We start from the raw sequence: 20,831 nt of genomic DNA on the forward strand, positions 1-20,831 counted from the left end.
AGAAAAGGCCTATTCATTCATTTGAGTAGGCTTTTTTTATGGTATACAATTTCAAGGAGCTAATTTGTTAATCGAATAAAACACTACTAAATGTTTAAAAATAATCTTCTAAATGTGTATATCGTTATGATTTACGTAAAAAATGTAAATATTGTTATTTTTTTTGTAAATATATTGAAGTATGTATATATTTGATTCTGAATAAATTATTCAAAAACTTAACCTAGAATTCTTAACCTAAACCACTAAACATGAAAAGAAAATTATGCGTATTGCTTTTTGCCGTTCTGCTATATTCAAGCAGTTATGGACAAGGAGACAAATTATGGTCGGCTTCAAATGAAGCTAGAGCTGCAGCTCTGAAAAAAATTGAGCGATCATCATCGCCAAACGATTACAAGGTTTTTAAATTAAATTTAGAATCTTTAAGAAACCAACTCGATGCGGCACCACTACGTAGCGCTACAGCAGGGACCTCAAATGTCGTAGTTACATTTCCAGATGCACAAGGAAAATTAGAAGAATTCAGAGTAGTGGAAGCTTCTGTAATGTCACCAGAATTACAAGCAAAATATCCAAATATTCGCTCATATGCTGGGCAAAGTATTAAAAATCCATCCCGAACAGTTCGTTTTAGTGTTTCTCCAGAAAAAGGGCTTAGTGCTTTATTTTTAGGAGGATCAGGCACAACAATTATTGATCCATACACGGTGAATGGCGATAATTATATTGTATTTGATAAAGCAAGTACAGGAGCAAAACATTTTCAATGTAACACTAAAGAAGAAAAAGTATTACATGATGAAATGGAACGTAACTTGAATAATGGTCGTAATGCAGATGATAATATCTTGAGAACATTTAAATTGGCAATGTCAGTTACTGGGGAGTATTCAACATTTCACGGTGGAACATTAGCTACAGTTAATGCTGCAATTGTGGCAACCTTAACGAGAGTAAATGGTCTTTATGAAAATGATTTCAATGTAAACATGGTATTAATACCAACGAATGATGCTGTTATTTTCTTAAATGCGGCTACAGATCCTTACGGTCCAAATGATAATAATTATAATGCTGAATTACAAACGGTAATGACAAATACTGTAGGACCAGCAAATTATGATATTGGACATTTAATGTCTGCTTATGGAAATAATGGAAATGCAGGTTGTATTGGATGTGTATGCGACAATACATTTGATGAAGATGGAAATGGAAAAGGAAGTGGATTTACAACCAGTACATTCCCAATAGGAGATGCATTTGATATTGATTTCGTAGCACACGAAATGGGACATCAATTTGGTGCTTACCATACTTATACTTTTAGAAATGAGGGAACACAAGCGCTTTTAGAGCCGGGTAGTGGTACTACAATCATGGGATATGCAGGAATTACAGGACCAACTGACGTTCAGTCAAATAGTGATGCCTATTTTCATGCTTATAGTATTTTCCAAGTATCTCAATACGTAAAAACATTATCATGTCCAGTACAAACTCCTACAGGAAATGCTACACCAGTAGTAAATGCAGGAGCTGACTTGACGTTACCTATCGGTACTGCATTCAAATTAACAGGTTCTGCAACAGATGCGAATGCAGCTGATGTATTAACCTATTGCTGGGAACAAATGAATGTAGGTGGAGCAACTACAACATATCCATCTATTACAGCTACAGCGGGTCCTAATTTCCGTTCGTTTACACCAACAACAAGCCCAACACGTTATTTTCCAAATTTTAGAGATGTAGTGTTAAATGGAGTAAACGGAAATCAATGGGAAAAAGTTCCTAATATTACACGTAATCTAGCATTCAGATTAACAGTAAGAGATAATAAATTAGGAGGAGCAAGTAACTCTAGCGATAATGTAGTTGTTTCTTTCAGTAATGTCTATGGACCATTTGAAGTAACATCACAAAATACAGCAGGTATTTCTTGGGTTTCAGGAACACAACAAACGATTACTTGGAATGTGAAAAATACTACTGCTTTGACAGGATCTACTAATGTAAATATTAAATTATCTACAGATAATGGATTGACATTTCCTATTACATTGGCAGCAAATACGCCTAATGATGGAACGGAAACAATTACTGTACCTGCACAATCTGCAGCACAATGTAGAATCTTAATTGAGCCAACAGGAAATGTATATTATGCTGTAAATAGCAAAACATTCTCTATTGGATATACATTAGAAAATGTATGTGCAACTTATAGTAATGGAACAAGTACACCTATTCCTGATGGAGCAGCAGGTGGACCTGGTCCAGTTTTAGCATCTACGATTAATGTACCAGATAACTTCCCAATTTCATCTATAAAAGTGAATGTGAATGTTACACACTCTTATATTAGTGACTTAAATGTTTCTTTAATTCATCCAGATGGAACTAAAATCAGACTAGCAAAAAGTATGTGTGGTTCTAGAGTGAATTTTAATGTAACATTTAAAGATGGAGCACCAGCAGTAGTTTGTGCAAGCCCAACAGTAGGTGAGTATAAACCATTAATGTCTCTCTCTGCATTGACAAATAAACCATCTAATGGAAACTGGAGATTAGAGGTTCAAGATATTGAGCCAGGCGATAGTGGAAATTTAGTGTCTTGGAACATGGAAATTTGTCATCAAAATGCCGCAGTTCTTGGAACGAAAGAATTTGAATTAGAGAACTTTGCTCTATATCCAAATCCAAATAAAGGAAACTTTACAATTCAGTTTAATTCAGATGCTCAAAACAAAATTAATGTTGGAGTATATGATTTAAGAGGAAGAAAAGTTTTAGATAAAGTATATAACAATACAGGAATTTTCAACGAAAATATCCAATTGGATAATATTCAATCGGGTGTGTATATGGTAACTGTTCAAGACGGTGCTAAAAAAGTTGTAAAGAAAATTGTTATTCAATAAATAGGTCCCTATTCTCAATAGAATAAGAATATAAAAAGAAACCCTGTTCATTTATTTGAACAGGGTTTTTTATATTTGTGAAATTCATTTATAAATTACTATGCGCAATCCTTATCCTATAGCTATTGGTGGCCTCTTTGCTGATCCAGAAGCCATTTTTTATATATCCCATCATATAAGTCGGATTATTCGTGAGCACTTAGAATGCAGGATAATAGATTCCGTTTGGTTTGATGAAAAATATGGAACGGATTCTTTTTTATCATTAAAAGACTCTAGTGTTCTAGGTCAATTAGATTTAGAAGTAAAAGGACCAGAAGTATCAAAACGATATAAGGTGGTTAGTTATTCATTAAGAATGCCACATGATTTAATCAATTCAGATGTGACAAAATATGAAGTATATTTGACCTATCATGAAAGAGGTGTAGCAGAAATATTTGAAAATTTACAGATTAAATTATCGGAACAACTACATGATATTTATGAAAAAATTCGAATGGAAATTCAACAGCTACCACAAGATTTTCTGAATAATCCAGATTAAATATTTATAGAAATTTAGATTTCAATTCTGGAGTTGGAATCATACAACTCTCTTGTTTTCCATACCATTTATAACGGTTTTTGGCAATAAAGTCATAAACACTATTTTTAATAAAAGGAGGTACAAATTGAAACAAGGATATTACAGAAACAATTCCTCCTAAATACTTAGCAATACGCATGGCAGCATCTGCTTTGATAAAATAAGCTTTATTAGGCTCATATAAAATGATAGAATCAATACTTTTAGAATCGATACCTAAGTAATTGATGACTTCTTGTCCTAAATCGGATTGGAGAGAGACAAATCGAAATTGATCTGTTTTATCATGTTTAATAACATACTGAATGGCAGAGTTGCATAAATTACAAACTCCGTCAAATAATATTATCTTTTTATCTAAAGGTAAGAGGTTTATCATTATTATTTTTTTGCTTCAACAAGTTCTAATGCATCCAAATTTACTTTAGACGTAAAGATACCATAGTTTACTGTTGCTTTGTTTTTTTCAATGTTATCAAGGGTACCAACAGCTTTACCATCCAACATACGTACACGATCACCAACTTTGAGAATTGCTTTTGGTTTATCTGCGAGTTGTTTGATTGCTTTGATTTTCTTTTCTTTTTTCTCTTGTCGAATTTCTTCCACAATAACCGATACTTCTTGTATGATTTCTTTCTGTTTGACTTCTTTGGCTTTATTCTCTTTTGCGGTAACTTTCTTGCGTTTAGAGTTTTCTATTTCAACAACTTTTAGAAATTCACCAATTAAGTCTTTCTTGTTTTTAGAATTAAAATAACGCTCAGATAAATCATCAATTTTTTGTCCTAAATAGATTAAACGTTGGTTGGCATCATATAATTCTTGATAGCTTTCCAGTTTTTGTTGGATTTTAGTATTGATGTTTTCCATCTTTTTGCCTTCTTCCCGTGCTTTACTTTCTTCTTCTTTCAGGGTTTGAGAGGTTTTTTCCATTTTAGAACGCTCCTTTTGCAGTGTTGCAATAGTTTTATCAAAACGAACTTTTCCTTTCTCAATTTTCTTTTTTGCACGATTAATTAAACCAAAAGGAATTCCGTTTTTTTGAGCCACCTCAAATGTAAAGGAACTACCAGCTTGCCCAAGAATCAATTGATACATAGGTTCTAATGATTTCTCATCAAAAAGCATATTTGCATTGGTTGCATAAGGCAATTCATTGGCTAAAATTTTCAAATTAGAATAATGTGTAGTAATAATTCCAAAGGCTTCACGATGGTAAAATTCCTCTAAAAATATTTCTGCCAGTGCACCTCCTAATTCGGGATCTGAACCGGTACCAAATTCATCAATTAAAAACATGGTTTTATTATTACATTTTTTCAAAAAGTAATTCATGTTTTTCAATCGGGAACTATAAGTACTCAAATGATTTTCAATAGATTGATTGTCTCCAATATCAGTCATGATACGGTCAAACAAAAAGGTTTCACTACGTTCATGTACAGGAATCAGTATACCACTTTGCAACATCAATTGCAATAATCCAATCGTTTTTAAGGTAATACTTTTACCCCCTGCATTAGGTCCAGAGATTACAATCACTCGGTTTTCCTGATGTAATTCTATCGTTTGAGGATAAGTAGGCTGATTCTTTTTCTTATTGTTTAATAATAAAATAGGGTGGAAGGCTTCTCTAAAATAGAGTCTTCGTTCTTGTGTTATATGTGGTAAAATACCATTGATTTTGTTAGCATATTTTGCTTTAGCTGCGATAACATCAATATCAGTTAAAAATTCCTGATACGAAATGAAAAGATCAACGTGAGGACGAATAAAATTGGTCAGTTGTTTTAAAATACGGGTAATTTCTTCTTTCTCTTCGTATTCTAAATTATTAAGCTCTCTAGAATATCGTAAGGTTGCTTCAGGTTCAACATAAGTAATGCTACCCGTTTTTGAGTTTCCTAGAATGGAACCTTTTACTTTTTTTCGGTACATGGCTAATACTGCCAAAACACGACGGTTCTCTACAATACTTTCGCGAATATCATCCAAATAACCTAAGCCATTATACATACTTAGCGCTTGTACAAAACTCTGGTTAATTTTACCCTTTACCAGATTAATTTCACGGCGGATACTTTGTAAATTAGGAGAAGCATTATCTTTAATTTCGCCATATTTGTCTACAATTTCATCAATCTTAGAAATGACTTCTTTGTTGTAAACAACTTCCGAAGACCGAAGGTGTAGTTTTGGATAATAATCAAAGAATTTTTTTAAGAATAAAAGTAGAACATTAGTGGTTTCTGAAAGTGTAGCAATTTTTCTAAAACTACCCGTTTCTAAGAAACTATCTTCAATTTTTAAAAATTTAATTTCATGCGTAATGGCATCAAAACTATGATTTGGAATAGCATTATTGTTTTCAAGAGAAGAAACATATTCAGAAGTCTGAAGTAAAGCATCCATTAATGTTTCTTCAGTAGGAAATGGAATAATCTCCAGTGCTTTTTGTTTGCCCAGCTCCGTATTACAAATTGCGGAAATAGTTTCCAGCACTGTAGCGAATTCTAGGTCTTGTAAAGATTTATTGGTAATATTAATCATTTGAATGTATGCAATTTTGAATACAAAAATACGGAAAAGTTAGTGACATACAGCAGGGAAGAGTATAAAGCACTTTTTTAACAAATCACTTGAAATTCTTGTGTGCTTATTCGGTTTAAGCGATTATTTTTTTAACTTCGTTTTTAGTAATAATTAGCTCATAGAATGAGAATAGAAATCCTTTATTTAGATCATAAATCCAAAAATACAATAGCATTAAGTAATTTTTTAAACTATAACTTAATTGAGATAGACCACGGAACTACTTTCAATGCTGTATTTATTACATTAATTAATAATCCTAAAAAAACTCAAAAATTCAAAAGACGTTTTTTGTATAAAAAATACGCAGATATTGCAATTCCTGTTTATTCTGATTATGACGATGAATTGAGTGTAGAAAATTTCCAAAAAGAATTTGAGTTTCTTGAAAGCTGTCTGCATTTGGTTCATGAAATAGAAGTAACACCCTTTGATTTTGATGAAGATTTGTTGCGTAAAGATTTAGAAGAATTAAAGAAAAGAATACCTAAGACAGAAGAAGAGCTGAATTATTGGTTGGATGAAAAAGAAGAACTGAGAGATCAAATTGTTGTAAAATATGTGAATGGCAAAATAAATCAGCGTAGAAAAAAACCAAAAGAATTGGTTAAACTACTTGGTGGTTTTCGAATTTATGACAAAAAAGACAATGTCCTTTTAAGACCTTATTTTAATTTATATTGTGATATTCTATCTCATTTTAAAAAGAAAATAAAGATTTTTACACCAGGATATAACGAAATTTACTTTAGTTTTTCGGATCAGCTTGACGATGCTAAAACGGAATTTCCTTTGGAAGACTGGCATCAATATACCTATGCAGTTTTGGATTACAATTTGTTTTCAACCTCAAGTGAAGAAGGCAGATTTAACCTGCTGTATACATCGATAGCAGAAGCTTTACAAGGTATAGCAGAAATTGATGGATTGGATATAATAGTAATAAATTCCCTCTTGACAGCATTGCAGAATGAAATTGCATTGATTCTAAAGACGAATGATTCGAAAGGAATTGCTGACGTTCTGGAATCCAGAAAGTACAATGAAAGAATACAAATGAATAGAAAAAAATAAATAGGTCGTAAAAATAAAAAGATGAAAATTCAATGGGATAATGCTTGGGGGAATCAATTAAAAACGGAAATTCAAAAACCCTATTTTCAGGATTTAATGAGTTTTGTCGATACCGCATACGAAGAAAACAGATGCTATCCGCCCAAGGAGTTGATTTTTTCAGCATTCGATTATTGCAGTTTTGAAAACTTAAAGGTGGTACTTATTGGACAAGACCCTTATCACGGATTAGGACAGGCCAATGGGTTGAGTTTTTCGGTAAATGATGGTGTTACATTTCCACCCTCTTTAAGGAATATTTTTAAAGAATTAGAAAATGATTTAGAAATTCCAATTGCTATTTCAGGAAATCTAGAACGTTGGGCAAAACAAGGTGTATTGATGCTAAATGCCACTCTAACAGTTCAAGAAGGTAAAGCAGGAAGCCATCAAAAGAAAGGATGGGAAACTTTTACAGATGCAATTATTCAAAAAATTTCCGATGAAAAAGAAGATGTAATCTTTTTACTTTGGGGTAATTATGCGAAAAAGAAAGGGGCAAAAATTAATAGAGAAAAACATTATGTTTTAGAATCCGGGCATCCATCTCCAATGAGTGCAAACCAAGGGTTTTGGTTTGGTAACAAACACTTTAGTCAAGTGAATTCAAGATTAAAAAAGTTAGGGAAATCAGAGATAGAATGGTAGTAAACAGTTAGTTTAAGGTCAATGCACCCAAGATTTCTTCGGACATAAATGGCCCACCAGGATACGTTGCAGTATAATCTAAATTAAGCCAGACTTGTCCACGCTCATCAATATGATAATGTACATCTTTGCCTTTACTTTCTTCTACAAATAAGACTTCTTTTATCAGGTAGTTGATCGTTTCAAGGTCACTTTTATCTCCAATCAACATTTCCGGATATAGATGTCCTCCCGTATGAATAATACGAGGAGTAGTTCCAATCGCTTTAATACAGGCAGCCATTAAGATAGCATGATCATCACAATCACCTGAGAAATGAATTAAAGATTCGCTGGCACGAGCAATATACTCCCTTCCTTTAGGATCGTTTACATAATTCCAGTTATTTCGAATTTCTTTGAAAATAGCAAAACTCTGTATGATTCTACGGTATTTATGATATCCCTTTACATCTCTAAAATGCTTTGTAGTGGCCATCAGGGCGAAATTTCGAACTTTCGGATTCTCAAATTCTACGGCATCAATAATTTTAGACTTATTAGGGAAAGGTAATAGTCTAGAAATGATGATATCCTGCGGATTAGGATCATCAGCCATGGTATAGACCATCGATCTGTAATCTTCATAAACACTGGAAAAACCATAACTGCCAAATATTGTCCCGTAAAACAAAGCGATTAAGTATAAACCAATACAAATAATAATTATGGTTCGAAGTAATCGTAGTACGAGCTGTATAATCGCAACAATTGCTATAAATAAAAGGATACGATCAATATGAAATGGCAAATCGGGATCAATGACGTTCTGATGTACAATGATAAAAACAGGTACAGCAATAAGAATATTTAAAACCAAAATAATAACATTATCCCATGGTTTTTTAACCTGGAGTTTTGCCTTTATTTTTTGAAAAGTTATTTTTTTGGTTTCTGTCATGTTGACCTATAGCGGAATAGATTCCATTGTTTTATTTTGCGATTTCTTCGAAAGCAATTGTTTTATCGATAATGTTTAATTCAAACAATTGTTTTTGAATTTCTTCTAAATCCTTTTTTGATAATTGTTTTTGTGACCAATGGGTTAAAGATAACCATTCTTGTATATCTTCTCTCTTTTGATGGAATCGTTCTGATAATGTTTGATCAATATTCGGAATATTTTTGAATGTAGCAGTCGCTTGATTAATTACTTCTAAAATAGTTTGTATAGCTTCAGGGTTTGAATCTAAAAACTCATTGCGAACTGCTATAACAAAGCAAGGCCATGGAGTAGGACAATCATCAACTCTACGGAAAATACCTTTATCTACAATTGGTTTTGTCATGAAGCGTTCCCACATAAAATAATCGGCAGTACCATTACTCAATGCCTCAACCGCTCCATCCAATGTATTAATGATTTCAAATTGAAGGTTTTGGGTATCCCAACCTTGATTTTTAGCATTAATAATAGCCATTAAATGAGAACCAGAGCCATAACGGCTAATCGCTACTTTTTTATGTTCTAAATCAGATAAATTTTTATAATTGCTTTTTGCATCAACATGAATGCCCCAAATCAATGGAGATTGAACGTAAACTTGTACGATAGAAGATTGATTTCCACCCACAATATCTTTGACAATCCCTTCGGTTAATATAATCGCAATATCCGTTTCTTGATTGCGGAGCATTTGACACATTTTGCCTGTACCCTCCGGCACATCAGTCCATTCAAGATTAATTCCTTTGGCTGTAAATTCTCCATTTTCAATACATATATGCCAAGGCAAGTTGAAATGTTCTGGAACACCAACTATTTTTATATTCTTCATCTTTATCCAAAATTTTAGGAGTTAAAGGTACTAACTGAAAAATTTATTTCTATAAAAATGTATAAATATTAATCAAATTTTGTGAATTTTTTTTATAACAGGTAAGACATCATATTTGTATTGCTAGATATAATTTAAAAGTTACTTTTATACAAGAGATTGAGTTTAATTTTCAAAAAAATCACTACTTCTTCTAATTCCTTCTCGTTTATTGAAGCAAAGCCGAAACGGAAAGCATTTTGTTCTATATCCATTCGGGTAATTTTTAATTGGGGAATATCTTCCAATTTACGAACTGAATATTCCGGGTTTAGTTTTATCCAAATGGCCATTCCACCCGATGGTAGAGAATAAGAAATATATTCGCTCAATTTTTCTTTTAGTAATGCATCCAAGAAATCTCTGCGCTGATGGTAAGCTTTCTTTGCTTTTTTAATATGTCGTTTGAGTTCACCATCTTTAATCAATGTAGCTAATGCATTTTGCATATAACCATCGCCACCTACATCAATAAGTTTTCTTAAAGCTGTACATTGTGTAATGAAATTTTTTGGAGCAATCATAAAACCAATGCGAAGTGAAGGATCTAATATTTTAGAAAAAGAGCCGATGTAAATCACGTTCCCGTTATGACCACCACTTGCTAATGGTAGATAGGGCGATGAGGTATAATGATAATCATAGTCATAATCATCTTCGATGATAGCAAATGAATATTGCTGGGACAATTCCAATAATTTCATTCTACGTTCTACGCTCAAGGTTACCGTTGTAGGGTAATGATGGTGTGGGATAACATATACGGCACTGATTTTTTTCTTCTTACAAATAGTTTCAATAGCATCTGTATCTATTCCGCTATCATCTACCATTACTTCTATTAATTGAGTTCCTGTTTCTTTGAAGGTTCTATTGGCAACAGGATAATTGGGTTTGCCAACGACGATGTTAGTGTTTTTATCCAAAAGTAATTGAGCAGCAAGATAAATACTCATCTGTGCCCCGTGTGTAATCAACAGATTATCAATAGAAATATTTAATCCTCTGGTTTCAGCTAAATATTGGGTTAGTTTCTCCCTTAACTTTATTGTGCCTTGTTCTGTACCGATTTGAGCATTTTTTATGGCGTATTTTGTCGAAGTATAAGAACGATAGGTTTTCAGTAACTCGTCAATAGGTGATAGCCTAATATCTGGATGTCCATCATCAATAATAATTTCAGGAATAATAATAGTGTCATCATGCTGTACATTTTCTTCTATCTTTCGGAATGAAAGATTAAACTCATTTTCATAAGATAATAAGAGGGTTGGAATATTCCATTTTTGAGGTTTCAGTAAAGGAATGCGTTCGGATACCGAAACGTGTTTTCTTGGAACAATTAATATCCAATCTTGGGCATCGAGTTCCTCATAAGCTGCAATTACTGTCTTGCGATGTACACCCAAAATTTTAGCGAGTTCCCGACTACCGGGCAAATGTGTACCAGCTTTTAATGTACCGTTTCGTATAGCATTGATAAAGCAAAAAGCAATCTGTTTATAAACAGATACTTTTTGTTTTTTGTCTATAATGATAATATTTTTATACGGAAACATACTGGACTACCTAATAACTAAAATCTGGATTACAAATGTAGTCCTATTTAAAAATATTTTTGCGTTAATAAATTAAAATATTTAAAGCAATGGATTTAAAAATTAAGAAAGCAAGTCTGGAAGACTTGGAAGAAACAGCCGAATTATTCAATCTTTACCGTGTTTTTTATCGTCAACAATCTGATGTAGAAAAAGGAAAAGTATTTCTAAAAGAACGATTTGTAAATAACGAAAGTGATATTTTCTTAGCAGTAGTCAATGGAGAAATAGCGGGATTTGTTCAGTTATACAAACTGTTTCATTACACTAAATTACAGAAACAATGGTTATTGAGTGATTTGTTTGTACATCCCGATTATAGAGGAAAAGGATTATCTGTAGCCCTGATTGACCGAAGTAAGCAATGGTGTGAAGAAACGGGAGCTTGTGGTTTAATGCTGGAAACAGAAAAGACAAACGACGTTGGTAATACGCTATACCCACGTTGTGGATTTGAGTATGATGGATTACACAATTATTATCATTGGTGGAAATAACTAACTATGCGGTAGTCCGAAAGGTCTACCGTTTAATAAGGTTGTTGGGTAAGGCTTTGTGATGTTTTTGCAGTGGTCAAAGTCCATTTCCGACCTCTATTCCTACAATATGAATGTCTTTGTTTATCTTTTACTAAAAAAAGGGAAGGGAAATAGGAGGATTTTTACAGGTACATGATTATTCTTCCATTTTCCTGTTTTTTCCAAACAGGTTGCGATCAGGTTTTAGGGATATTGTTTATCCCATTTTTTGTTTTGGCAAACTTCTTTTCTTTCCACATCCGCGACCAAAGAAAAGATTCTGTGTTATTAAACTACTTTTTTTAAATTTATTTCTCATTAGGTTGTATACAATATCTACAAAATGTACTTTTGCAATACTCAATGAAAAAAACAGTACAAATATCATCCCCAGTTACTCCGCCTTGATCTTAGGCTAAACTGTTATTTCCCCCAATTACTTATTGGTTATATTACTGTACCCGAAGTTTTCGCTTTAGGCACATTTCACTTTTATACATTTTATTTTATACGTTTATGCAGAAAATTATCAATTTGTTTGATTTCAAACAAAAAGTAGATTACAAAAATGAAGTTTTAGCAGGTTTAACTGTTGCCATGACAATGATCCCTGAAAGTTTATCTTTTGCCATTTTAGCTGGACTCTCACCCTTAACTGGATTATATGCCGCATTTTTAATGGGTTTGGTAACAGCCATTCTTGGCGGTAGACCGGGAATGGTCTCTGGAGGTGCCGGTGCAACAGTTGTAGTACTCATCGCATTGGCTTCTTCACACGGAGTAGAATATCTCTTCGCTGCCGTAGTATTGGCAGGTATTTTACAATTATTAGTAGGGCTGTTTAAACTTGGTAAATTTGTTCGTCTGATACCCCAGCCTGTTATGTATGGCTTTCTGAATGGTCTTGCTGTAATTATTTTTATGGCTCAGGTTGCTCAATTCAAGGTCATAGAGAATGGAGCAGAAAGTTGGATGCACGGAAGTGCACTCTATTTGATGGCTGGGCTAACAATCCTGACCATAGCGATTGTTTTTCTGCTGCCTAAAATTACCAAGGCAATTCCAGCTTCATTGTTTGCTATACTGGTAGTGTTCGGTATTGTTTATTTTTTCAATATAGATACCAAAAAAGTAATTGATATTGCATCTGTCAGTGGTTCATTACCATCGTTTCATATTCCGCAAATTCCTTTTAGCTTAGAAACTTTAAGAATCATTTTTCCTTACGCCCTAGTTATGGCTGGTGTTGGCTTGATTGAAAGCCTGCTAACCTTAAACATGGTAGATGAAATTACCAGCACAAAAGGTCAATCCAATCGGGAAGCGGCTGCACAAGGTATCGCAAATATTACCAATGGCTTCTTTGGCGGAATGGGCGGATGTGCGATGGTTGCCCAAACATTGGTAAATGTCGGCGCTGGTGCAAGAGCAAGACTATCCGCAATTATTGGAGCTTTCACAATCTTGTTAATTATTTTGGTCGGTGGACCTATAATTGAACAAATTCCTATGGCGGCTTTAGTTGGCGTGATGATGATGGTAGCAATTGGAACATTTGAATGGGTAAGCTTTCGTATTATCAATAAAATGCCCCGACACGATATTTTTATTGGTATGCTTGTGGCAGTCATAACTGTAGTGTTACATAACTTGGCTGTAGCTGTTTTGACAGGTGTGGTTATTTCAGCATTGGTTTTTGCTTGGGAAAGTGCAAAACGCATCCGTGCAAGAAAATATGTAGATGAAAATGGTGCAAAGCATTATGAAATTTTTGGTCCACTGTTCTTTGGTTCTACTACTGCTTTTGCCGAAAAATTTGATGTACTGAATGATCCTGATGAAGTGGTAATTGATTTCAAGGAAAGTAAAATAGTAGATATGTCTGCAATTGAAGCCTTGAATAAAATTACTGAAAAGTATCACAAAGAAGGTAAAAAGCTCCATTTACGCCACTTAAGTCAGGATTGCAGGCAATTATTGAAAAATGCTGAAACGGTTATAGACGTGAATATTATTGAAGATCCTACTTATAAAGTAATGACAAATAAATAACAGGAGAATTACCCATCGAAAATTTTCAGCTTTAATCTGAATGTTTTCGATGTTTTCTTTTTACGAACTTTTTTTTCCTGATTTTTAACCCACTTTAAGCTCTCTAATGCTTCAAAAATCAGTGCTTTCGTTCACAGTTTATACAACTCAACCGTAATAATTTAAAAAAACTATTGTCAATTAATTTAATTATCGTAATATTGCGATATAAATATAAAACAAATGGGTGTTACGAAAACCGAAATATTTACAGAAGAACAGAACCATCTAGCCATCACTTTGAAAGCACTGGCGCATCCTGCACGAATAGCCATTTTACAATATATCATCAGACAGAATGCCTGCATTTGTAATGATTTGGTTGAAGAATTGGGATTAGCACAGGCAACCATTTCACAACATTTAAAAGAACTTAAAAATATTGGCATTATTAAGGGAAATATAGAGGGTACAAGTGTATGCTACTGTATTAATGAGACAGTCTGGCAACAAATTAGAATGGAATTCAATACTTTCTTTGGCGATAATGTAACTATTGAAAAATGCTGTTAAGGCATTTTTTTAAACCTAAATTCATCGTAACATTGCAATATATAGTTTATTAAAATTAATATCAGAAATATGAAATTATCAGAAATCAAACAGATCTTACCGACATTGGAAAATGTGGAATTTCAACTTGAAAACGGAGCTTTTGTGCCAGAGCACTTCCACGTTACCGAAGTGGGACAAATCATTAAAAACTTTATCGATTGTGGAGGTGTACTCCGTTCAGAAAAAGTAGTCAACTTTCAATTATGGAATGCAGACGATTTTGAACATAGATTAAAGCCGACCAAATTATTAAACATCATCAAATTATCTGAAGAAAAATTGGGTATTGAAGATTCTGAAATTGAAGTGGAATACCAAAGCGAAACAATTGGTAAATACGATTTAGATTTTAACGAGAAAAACTTTGTCCTGGTCAACAAAACAACAGATTGTCTAGCTCAGGACGCTTGTGGAATTCCATCTGAAAAACAAAAGAAAAATTTAGCAGAACTAACTGCAAATAATACTAACACTTGTACTCCAGGTGGTGGATGTTGCTAAAAATCAACCAAACTCAAAAAAGTAAAAATTCTAAAAAATTCTAAAAATGAAAATTGCATTATTCAGCGACATTCACGCCAATTTACCTGCATTAGAAGCATTCTTTGAAGATGTAGAGAAAAGAAATCCAGATAGCATTTATTGTTTGGGCGATCTGGTAGGTTACAATATTTGGCCAAATGAAGTGGTAAACGAAATCCGTAAAAGAAAAATTCCAACCATTGCAGGAAATTATGATTTCGGCATTGGGAGAATGAGTAATGAATGTGGTTGTGCCTACAAAACGGATAGCGAAAAAGACAATGGGAATATTTCCATTTCGTTTACAAATTCTTTGATGAAAGATGATGAACGTGCTTATTTACGTACGCTCCCGGCACACATCAAAGTAGAATTTCAATTGAACGAGGATAAACTCAATTTACTATTAGTACACGGTAGTCCACGTAAAATAAATGAGTATCTGTTTGAAGACAGGGAAGAAAAAAGTATGCTTAGAATAATGGAACAGGCAGATGCCGATATTATGTGTTTCGGGCATACACACAAGCCATACCATCGTGTTTTAAATTCGGGTCTTGACGGTCAGGATCATTTCAGACACGCCATAAATATAGGTTCGGTTGGGAAGCCCAAAGACAGCGATGTCAGAGGTGGTTATGTAATGCTTACTATCAATGAACAAAGTTCTGTGTTGGATAAAAACAGCATCAGTGTAGAATTTATACGTTTTGATTATGATATTGAAAGAGCAGCAAAAGCAGTAGAAGAAAGTCCATTGCCCAATGAATATGCAGAAAATTTAAGAAGAGGTTATTAATCTAAAAACTTGTAGAAATGGAACTTCCAAACGAATTAAAATATTCAAAAGAACATACTTGGATAAGGGTACAAGAAAACACAGGCACAATAGGTATTACAGCATTTGCTCAAAGTGAATTAAGAGAAATTGTATATGCAGATTTACCAAATGTTGGACATAATTTCCTTCAGGATGAAGTATTTGGCTCTGTTGAAGCGATCAAAACTGTAAGTGATTTATTTATGCCCGTATCGGGCAAAATTATTGAAACAAACGAACTCTTACTAAAAGAACCAACACTCATTAATACTGCACCTTTTGAAAACGGTTGGCTGATAAAAATAGAAATTAAGGACGATGCAGAATTAGAAAATTTGCTTACATCAAATCAATATAAAGAAATTATAAATTAGCCATACAATGCAACCAAAATTAAAATTTCTTGACCGTTACCTAACTCTATGGATATTACTTGCAATGGCTCTAGGTATAGGATTGGGATATTTCTTCCCAAGTATTTCCAATGTTACAAATGCTTTATCCGTAGGCATAACCAACATTCCTTTGGCAATAGGTCTAATATTGATGATGTACCCGCCATTGGCGAAAGTGGATTATTCTTTATTACCTATGGCATTTAAGGATAAAAAAGTAATCGGTATATCCTTATTGCTGAATTGGGTTATCGGCACAATATTGATGTTCGGATTGGCAGTTTTGTTTTTACGAAACGAACCCGATTATATGACAGGCTTGATACTAATTGGCTTGGCAAGGTGTATCGCGATGGTAATTGTGTGGAGTGACTTAGCTAAAGCAAACAGAGAATATACGGCTATGTTAGTTGCATTGAACAGTATCTTCCAGATAGTATCTTATAGCTTCTTAGTTTGGCTATTCATCAATGTATTGCCTGCAAAATTAGGATTAGCCAATTTCAATGTAAGCGTATCAATGAAAGATGTTACAGAAAGCGTATTGATATACTTAGGCATTCCATTTCTAGCAGGTTTTCTAAGCCGTTACTTTCTTGTTAAATCAAAAGGCATAGAATGGTATAATAGAAAATTCGTACCCACAATATCTCCTATTACTCTGTACGCATTGCTATTTACAATAGTGCTTATGTTTAGTCTCAAAGGTGATAAAATATTGGAATTGCCAATGGATGTCCTTAAAGTAGCAATACCGTTAATTATCTATTTTATCTTGATGTTTTTCATAAGCTTCTTTATCAATAAGTCCCTAAAGATTCCTTACGATAAAAATGCCTCTATCGCATTTACGGCTACGGGAAACAATTTTGAATTAGCTATTGCTGTAGCAATAGCAGTCTTCGGAATCCATTCACCACAGGCTTTTGTGGGTGTCATAGGACCATTGGTAGAAGTTCCTGTGCTGATATTATTAGTAAGAGCAAGTCTATGGCTGAAAAAGAAGTATTATCATTAAATTAATGCAAAAAGAATTCAGGGTTATAACTAAAAGCTAAAACCTTTTAAATAAATTACTTGGGGGAGTTGACTTAAAACTTCCCCTTTCTTTATACTCCCAATTCCAGGAAAGGAATGATCTGATCCTCGTGTTCTGGATTATAGTAAGAATTGTTTTTCCAGAGGATAAAAGTCAATTCTAGTAATTTCCTTTGGATGGCAACAATAGCTTTCATTTTAATTCCATGCCGTGAAACTAATCTTGAAAAGATATCTCTGAACCTTTCATCGGTTCTAATTGCAGCCAGTGCCGGAAAGTGCATGACTTTCCTTAAATTCCGATTTCCGCGCTTGGATATTCGGGGCTTGGATTTCACAGAAGTTCCAGATGTCTTTTCCCTAACATCCAATCCAGCATAACTGACCAGTTGTCTTTTATTCTTTATCAGTTCAAAACCACTGGTTTCAGCGATAATAGTTACAGCGGTCAAATTTCCGATTCCGGGTATAGAAGATATCATTTTCATCTTTTCCATTAGTACTTCGTCTGCTTTGGTAAGTTTAGAAATTTCTTCTCGTATCTCCTTTTCCTGCGCATCAATAAGGGCTATTCTTTTGTTTGTTCGTTTAACTGACTTTTCACTTGATTTTGCAGAAGTACGTTCAGCATGCAACTGATTTTTTAGCATGGTACGTTCCTGTACCAACTGATCACGTTCCCGGCAAAGTTGTCTCAAATCATTGAATATTTTTAGAGGAGGTTGCCAAACTTCCAATTGCCTTTCCAATCCAAATCTTGCAATGGCTTGTGAAGCACTTTTATCAGTAATCGTTTTTATATCAAGTGTTCTCACATAATTACTAATCTTGTTTGGTAAAACGATACTGATTTGTTTTTGAACACTACATAGATAATAAGCTAAAGATTCATGGTAAACTCCTGTTGCTTCCATTACATACCGTACTTCCGTTGTGGTTGATGTTTGCTTATTAACCCATGACACAAGACTGGAAAACCCTTTTTTAGTATTGGGAAATACTTTGTAAGCATAAACTTCAACACTGATTTGCTCGTCCATTCGAGCAAGGGACACAACTAATTCCTTTTGAGCAACATCAATTCCGACTGTCTGTTTTAATAATACCTTCATCTTATTTGGTTTAGGTAAGTGATAACCTTTCTTCATCTTTTCTCCTGAGTGGATATACTGGATATACGACCTCCAATAGAGGGTGTATTCCTTACATTCTGTTCAGATTCTGAAAGGTAAAAGAAGAGGAGGCAGTCTCTTTTCTTGAATATACCATAAGGCTATTTAAAGCAAAATCTGCTCTCTCCCTCCTTCACTTAAATTATATTATACAAACATAGGAGAAGCAAAAGAACGTCGCTTTTTATTATCAATCTTTATAGAAATAAATGGAGAAAGCTATTTTTCAATTTATTAAATTTGAAGCTTTAATCAGGAATACCCAAAATTCAGCTGCACGTATTTGAGAGTTAGCTGATTTTTTTTACAAACATTACCAATAAACAGAATATTATGAAATACATTTTTCTATTATCATTTATCCTATCTTTTTCCTTTTCATATTCACAAGAGGAAACAATTAAAAAAGAAAAATGGCATTGGAATAATAATACCTTGAAGCAAGACACAATCGCAGGTTATACTCAGGTTATAAAAATTGACAATGTTCTTTACATTTCTGGGGCAGTAACTAATAACATTACCCCGGAAGGGATTACTTCCGTTTATAATGATTTAAAGGCTTCATTAGCAAGTTTTGGAGCAACGTTTGAAAACGTTGTAAAAGAAAATTTATACACAACAGATATTGAGGAAATGAAAAAACTCAATTATGTGAGAAAGAAATTTTATAAAATGGATTTTCCAGCAGCTACCTGGATTCAAATTCAAAGATTATATATGTCCGATGCCAAATTAGAAGTCGAATTAGTTGCTCATTTACCAAAATAAATTACAAACAAGGCCTTTTGCAGTAATGGAAAACTTCCCTTATTCAATGTTCAATTGAACATTAAAAAAGGGAAGGGAAATAGGGGGATTTTTACAGGTATATGATTATTCTTTCATTGTCCCTTGTTTGGCTAGGCGTGTATGCCATGAAAAAGCTTTCTCTAGATTATGAGGAGTATGTCCACCCATAACGCAGGCTTCTGTATAATAATTTTGTAAAGCCTCTTTATAATCGGGATGCACACAATTTTCTATAATAACTTTAGCGCGTTCACGTGGTGCTAAACCACGTAAGTCGGCTAGACCTTGTTCTGTAACCAATATATCCACATCATGTTCAGTATGATCTACATGAGAAACCATTGGTAATACATGAGAGATAGCGTTGTTGTCTTTGGAAGCCGATTGGGTTACAAAAATGCTCAAATAGGCATTACGAGCAAAATCACCAGAGCCACCAATACCATTCATCATTTTGGTACCACCAATGTGTGTGGAGTTTACATTCCCGTAAATATCAAATTCAATCGCTGTATTAATCGCAATAATTCCTAATCTACGAATTACTTCGGCAGAATTACTGATATTTTGTGGACGCAAAACCATCTTATCTCTATATTGTTCGAAATTCTCAAGTATATGTTTATAACATTTTTCAGAAACCGTGATAGATGAAGCTGAAGCAAAATCCATTTTTCCTGCATCAAAAAGTTCAAAAGTACTATCCTGTAATACTTCAGAATACATGGTTAAATTCTTGAAATTTCCTTTGGAAAAGCCTGATAATACAGCATTGGCAACTTTACCAATTCCTGCTTGTAGTGGTAGTAGAGAAGGAGTAAGACGACCAATTTTAATTTCATTTTCAAAAAAATGAAGTAAATGGTCGGCAATAGCAATAGTTTTAAGATCTGGCTCTGCAATTTGAGCAGGACTGTCTGAGGTATCCGTGAAAACAATTCCGCGCACTTTGGTAATGTCAATTTCAATTACAGTATTACCAATACGACTTGCAGGATTGGTAATAAGAATAGGTTCCTTGTGAGGATATTCTTTTGGAATATAAATATCATGTAATCCCTTGAAATTCTCGGGAATAGAAGTGTTAATCTCAAGGATGATGTTTTTGGCTAAAGCAGCGAAAGTAGCCGAATTCCCAACCGATGTAGTGGGTATAATACTACCATCTTCTTCTATGGATGCAACTTCAATAATAGCAAAGTCAATTTCAGGAAGGTGCTTATTGTGTAATAATTCAGCTGTTTCACTGAGGTGTTGATCAATATAAAGGAGTTCGCCATTATTAATACTAGACCTTAAGACAGAATCGGCTTGGAAAGGCATACGTCTATATAATGCCTTGCTATGTGCTAAATCAGCATCTGTGGTATGACCTAATGAAGCTCCCGTAATTAAAGTGATTCCAATTTTCTCTTCCTGAGCAACTTTTGCGAAAGCGGGAAGTACTGCTTTGCTATCACCTGCTTTTGTAAAACCACTGGCACCCACAACCATTCTATCTTTTAAAAGTTTTGCAGCTTCATGTGCAGTAATAATTTTATCTTTGAATGCTGAAAATTTTATTCGGTTTAAATACATGATTTTTTTAATTTTTATTAAATT

At 33.7% G+C, this 20,831-nt stretch carries 19 protein-coding genes; 12 read left to right on the forward strand and 7 right to left on the reverse strand.

Features of this window, described 5'->3' with window-relative positions:
- Positions 1-251: 251 nt before the first annotated feature.
- On the forward strand, positions 252-2,927 hold the full coding sequence (locus tag P6733_RS03085) for a zinc-dependent metalloprotease (RefSeq protein WP_306350136.1): 2,676 nt from the start codon (positions 252-254) through the stop codon (positions 2,925-2,927).
- Between the two features lie 100 nt (positions 2,928-3,027).
- The gene (locus tag P6733_RS03090) at positions 3,028-3,474 is read left to right on the forward strand and encodes a hypothetical protein (protein WP_306350137.1); all 447 of its coding nucleotides are present in this window, start codon (positions 3,028-3,030) and stop codon (positions 3,472-3,474) included.
- Positions 3,475-3,478: 4 nt separating this feature from the next.
- Here P6733_RS03090 and P6733_RS03095 read toward each other — a convergent pair whose 3' ends face one another.
- Complete coding sequence (locus P6733_RS03095) at positions 3,479-3,895, reverse strand: thiol-disulfide oxidoreductase DCC family protein (protein WP_306350138.1); 417 nt, start codon at positions 3,893-3,895, stop codon at positions 3,479-3,481.
- Between the two features lie 2 nt (positions 3,896-3,897).
- The gene (locus P6733_RS03100) at positions 3,898-6,069 is read right to left on the reverse strand and encodes an endonuclease MutS2 (RefSeq protein WP_306350139.1); all 2,172 of its coding nucleotides are present in this window, start codon (positions 6,067-6,069) and stop codon (positions 3,898-3,900) included.
- 165 nt (positions 6,070-6,234) lie between these two features.
- On the opposite strand from P6733_RS03100, the gene P6733_RS03105 reads away from it, so the two are divergent.
- Both P6733_RS03105 and P6733_RS03110 read left to right on the forward strand, forming a co-directional pair.
- A complete protein-coding gene (locus P6733_RS03105; RefSeq protein ID WP_306350140.1) occupies positions 6,235-7,185 on the forward strand; it encodes a hypothetical protein in 951 nt (316 codons plus the stop codon).
- Between the two features lie 21 nt (positions 7,186-7,206).
- On the forward strand, positions 7,207-7,872 hold the full coding sequence (locus P6733_RS03110) for a uracil-DNA glycosylase (RefSeq protein WP_306350141.1): 666 nt from the start codon (positions 7,207-7,209) through the stop codon (positions 7,870-7,872).
- A gap of 7 nt (positions 7,873-7,879) precedes the next feature.
- Here the strand turns inward: P6733_RS03110 and P6733_RS03115 are convergent, their stop codons facing one another.
- The 3 genes from P6733_RS03115 to pdxR all read right to left on the reverse strand — a co-directional run bounded on the left by P6733_RS03115 (position 7,880) and on the right by pdxR (position 11,287).
- Positions 7,880-8,812, reverse strand: coding sequence for a transglutaminase domain-containing protein (locus tag P6733_RS03115; RefSeq protein WP_306350142.1), 933 nt, complete (start codon positions 8,810-8,812; stop codon positions 7,880-7,882).
- Positions 8,813-8,843: 31 nt separating this feature from the next.
- Positions 8,844-9,689, reverse strand: coding sequence for a substrate-binding domain-containing protein (locus P6733_RS03120; protein WP_306350143.1), 846 nt, complete (start codon positions 9,687-9,689; stop codon positions 8,844-8,846).
- A gap of 134 nt (positions 9,690-9,823) precedes the next feature.
- Positions 9,824-11,287, reverse strand: coding sequence for a MocR-like pyridoxine biosynthesis transcription factor PdxR (gene pdxR, locus P6733_RS03125; RefSeq protein WP_306350144.1), 1,464 nt, complete (start codon positions 11,285-11,287; stop codon positions 9,824-9,826).
- 89 nt (positions 11,288-11,376) lie between these two features.
- Between pdxR and P6733_RS03130 the strand changes: the two genes are divergently transcribed.
- The 7 genes from P6733_RS03130 to arsB all read left to right on the forward strand — a co-directional run bounded on the left by P6733_RS03130 (position 11,377) and on the right by arsB (position 17,245).
- A complete protein-coding gene (locus tag P6733_RS03130; RefSeq protein ID WP_306350145.1) occupies positions 11,377-11,823 on the forward strand; it encodes a GNAT family N-acetyltransferase in 447 nt (148 codons plus the stop codon).
- 537 nt (positions 11,824-12,360) lie between these two features.
- Positions 12,361-13,896, forward strand: a complete 1,536-nt coding sequence (locus tag P6733_RS03135; RefSeq protein ID WP_306350146.1) for a SulP family inorganic anion transporter — start codon at positions 12,361-12,363, stop codon at positions 13,894-13,896.
- A gap of 222 nt (positions 13,897-14,118) precedes the next feature.
- Complete coding sequence (locus tag P6733_RS03140; RefSeq protein ID WP_306350147.1) at positions 14,119-14,448, forward strand: ArsR/SmtB family transcription factor; 330 nt, start codon at positions 14,119-14,121, stop codon at positions 14,446-14,448.
- Positions 14,449-14,517: 69 nt separating this feature from the next.
- Complete coding sequence (locus P6733_RS03145; protein WP_306350148.1) at positions 14,518-14,991, forward strand: DUF6428 family protein; 474 nt, start codon at positions 14,518-14,520, stop codon at positions 14,989-14,991.
- A gap of 46 nt (positions 14,992-15,037) precedes the next feature.
- Complete coding sequence (locus P6733_RS03150; protein ID WP_306350149.1) at positions 15,038-15,811, forward strand: metallophosphoesterase family protein; 774 nt, start codon at positions 15,038-15,040, stop codon at positions 15,809-15,811.
- 17 nt (positions 15,812-15,828) lie between these two features.
- Complete coding sequence (gcvH, locus tag P6733_RS03155; protein ID WP_306350150.1) at positions 15,829-16,206, forward strand: glycine cleavage system protein GcvH; 378 nt, start codon at positions 15,829-15,831, stop codon at positions 16,204-16,206.
- 7 nt (positions 16,207-16,213) lie between these two features.
- Entirely contained in the window at positions 16,214-17,245 is a 1,032-nt protein-coding gene (gene arsB / locus P6733_RS03160) for an ACR3 family arsenite efflux transporter (RefSeq protein ID WP_306350151.1), read from the forward strand.
- Between the two features lie 91 nt (positions 17,246-17,336).
- On the opposite strand, the gene P6733_RS03165 is transcribed toward arsB, so the two are convergent.
- The gene (locus P6733_RS03165) at positions 17,337-18,377 is read right to left on the reverse strand and encodes an IS110 family RNA-guided transposase (protein ID WP_306350152.1); all 1,041 of its coding nucleotides are present in this window, start codon (positions 18,375-18,377) and stop codon (positions 17,337-17,339) included.
- A 393-nt stretch (positions 18,378-18,770) separates the two neighbouring features.
- On the opposite strand from P6733_RS03165, the gene P6733_RS03170 reads away from it, so the two are divergent.
- Complete coding sequence (locus P6733_RS03170) at positions 18,771-19,208, forward strand: RidA family protein (RefSeq protein WP_306350153.1); 438 nt, start codon at positions 18,771-18,773, stop codon at positions 19,206-19,208.
- 105 nt (positions 19,209-19,313) lie between these two features.
- Here P6733_RS03170 and P6733_RS03175 read toward each other — a convergent pair whose 3' ends face one another.
- Complete coding sequence (locus P6733_RS03175) at positions 19,314-20,807, reverse strand: succinate CoA transferase (protein ID WP_306350154.1); 1,494 nt, start codon at positions 20,805-20,807, stop codon at positions 19,314-19,316.
- Positions 20,808-20,831: the final 24 nt, after the last annotated feature.

Origin of the sequence: Flavobacterium aerium, assembly GCF_030766725.1 — a bacterium.
Lineage (GTDB): Bacteria > Bacteroidota > Bacteroidia > Flavobacteriales > Flavobacteriaceae > Flavobacterium > Flavobacterium aerium.

Coding starts and splice junctions, on each gene's coding strand:
- P6733_RS03175 (WP_306350154.1), bottom strand. CDS start 20,807: ATGTATTTAAACCGAATAAAATTTTCAGCATTCAAAGATAAAATTATT.
- P6733_RS03165 (WP_306350152.1), bottom strand. CDS start 18,377: ATGAAGGTATTATTAAAACAGACAGTCGGAATTGATGTTGCTCAAAAG.
- P6733_RS03170 (WP_306350153.1), top strand. CDS start 18,771: ATGAAATACATTTTTCTATTATCATTTATCCTATCTTTTTCCTTTTCA.
- arsB (WP_306350151.1), top strand. CDS start 16,214: ATGCAACCAAAATTAAAATTTCTTGACCGTTACCTAACTCTATGGATA.
- P6733_RS03135 (WP_306350146.1), top strand. CDS start 12,361: ATGCAGAAAATTATCAATTTGTTTGATTTCAAACAAAAAGTAGATTAC.
- P6733_RS03085 (WP_306350136.1), top strand. CDS start 252: ATGAAAAGAAAATTATGCGTATTGCTTTTTGCCGTTCTGCTATATTCA.
- P6733_RS03115 (WP_306350142.1), bottom strand. CDS start 8,812: ATGACAGAAACCAAAAAAATAACTTTTCAAAAAATAAAGGCAAAACTC.
- P6733_RS03105 (WP_306350140.1), top strand. CDS start 6,235: ATGAGAATAGAAATCCTTTATTTAGATCATAAATCCAAAAATACAATA.
- pdxR (WP_306350144.1), bottom strand. CDS start 11,287: ATGTTTCCGTATAAAAATATTATCATTATAGACAAAAAACAAAAAGTA.
- gcvH (WP_306350150.1), top strand. CDS start 15,829: ATGGAACTTCCAAACGAATTAAAATATTCAAAAGAACATACTTGGATA.
- P6733_RS03130 (WP_306350145.1), top strand. CDS start 11,377: ATGGATTTAAAAATTAAGAAAGCAAGTCTGGAAGACTTGGAAGAAACA.
- P6733_RS03110 (WP_306350141.1), top strand. CDS start 7,207: ATGAAAATTCAATGGGATAATGCTTGGGGGAATCAATTAAAAACGGAA.
- P6733_RS03120 (WP_306350143.1), bottom strand. CDS start 9,689: ATGAAGAATATAAAAATAGTTGGTGTTCCAGAACATTTCAACTTGCCT.
- P6733_RS03090 (WP_306350137.1), top strand. CDS start 3,028: ATGCGCAATCCTTATCCTATAGCTATTGGTGGCCTCTTTGCTGATCCA.
- P6733_RS03140 (WP_306350147.1), top strand. CDS start 14,119: ATGGGTGTTACGAAAACCGAAATATTTACAGAAGAACAGAACCATCTA.
- P6733_RS03100 (WP_306350139.1), bottom strand. CDS start 6,069: ATGATTAATATTACCAATAAATCTTTACAAGACCTAGAATTCGCTACA.
- P6733_RS03095 (WP_306350138.1), bottom strand. CDS start 3,895: ATGATAAACCTCTTACCTTTAGATAAAAAGATAATATTATTTGACGGA.
- P6733_RS03145 (WP_306350148.1), top strand. CDS start 14,518: ATGAAATTATCAGAAATCAAACAGATCTTACCGACATTGGAAAATGTG.
- P6733_RS03150 (WP_306350149.1), top strand. CDS start 15,038: ATGAAAATTGCATTATTCAGCGACATTCACGCCAATTTACCTGCATTA.